This is a genomic window from Sphingomonas endophytica (genome assembly GCF_001476895.1).
GTDB classification, from domain to species: Bacteria; Pseudomonadota; Alphaproteobacteria; order Sphingomonadales; family Sphingomonadaceae; genus Sphingomonas; species Sphingomonas endophytica_A.
This window is the reverse complement of record NZ_LDTB01000224.1, coordinates 1-559: the sequence shown is the minus strand read 5'-3', so window position 1 is coordinate 559 and position 559 is coordinate 1. Positions and strand designations below refer to the sequence as shown.

Annotated in this window: 1 protein-coding gene; it reads right to left on the bottom strand. The window is 64.4% G+C overall.

All coding sequences use genetic code 11. The annotated features are described in order from the left end of the window. Positions 1-95 precede the first annotated feature (95 nt). The coding region (locus tag NS334_RS16880) for an NAD(P)/FAD-dependent oxidoreductase (RefSeq protein WP_153002815.1) at positions 96-559 on the bottom strand (464 nt) is incomplete at its 5' end.

Genomic DNA, 559 nt, shown 5'->3' with positions numbered 1-559 from the left:
AAGTCACCGTCCCCGCAAACTAGCGAATAATCTGGCCTTTCACCGAGGGATGAGCGCGGAAGCGCGTCTCCCTCGGGAGGGTTTGCTGCATTTGCTCAGAGCCCTGCCAGCTCGCCGACGTGGTCGGCGACCGCGAGCGACGACGTCAGCCCGGGCGATTCAATCCCAAACAGGTTGATCAGGCCGGCGACGCCGTGATCGGTCGGCCCCTGGATCAGGAAATCCTGGGTCGCCACCGCCGGCGGCACGATCTTGGGCCGGATTCCCGAATAGCTCGGCATCAGCGCGCCATCCGGCAGGGTCGGCCAGTATTTTCGGATCGCCGGATAGAACCGCTCGGCGCGAGCCGGGTCGACCGCATAATCGATGCGATCGATCCACTCGACGTCGGGGCCGAACCGTGCCTGTCCGGCCATGTCGAGCGTCAGGTGCACGCCGAGCCCGCCGGGCTCCGGCACCGGATAGATCAGGTGCGAGAACGGCGCCCTGGCGCTGCAACTGAAATAATTGCCCTTGGCCAGATAAGCCGTTGGAATCAAATCGATCGGCATGCCCTCGA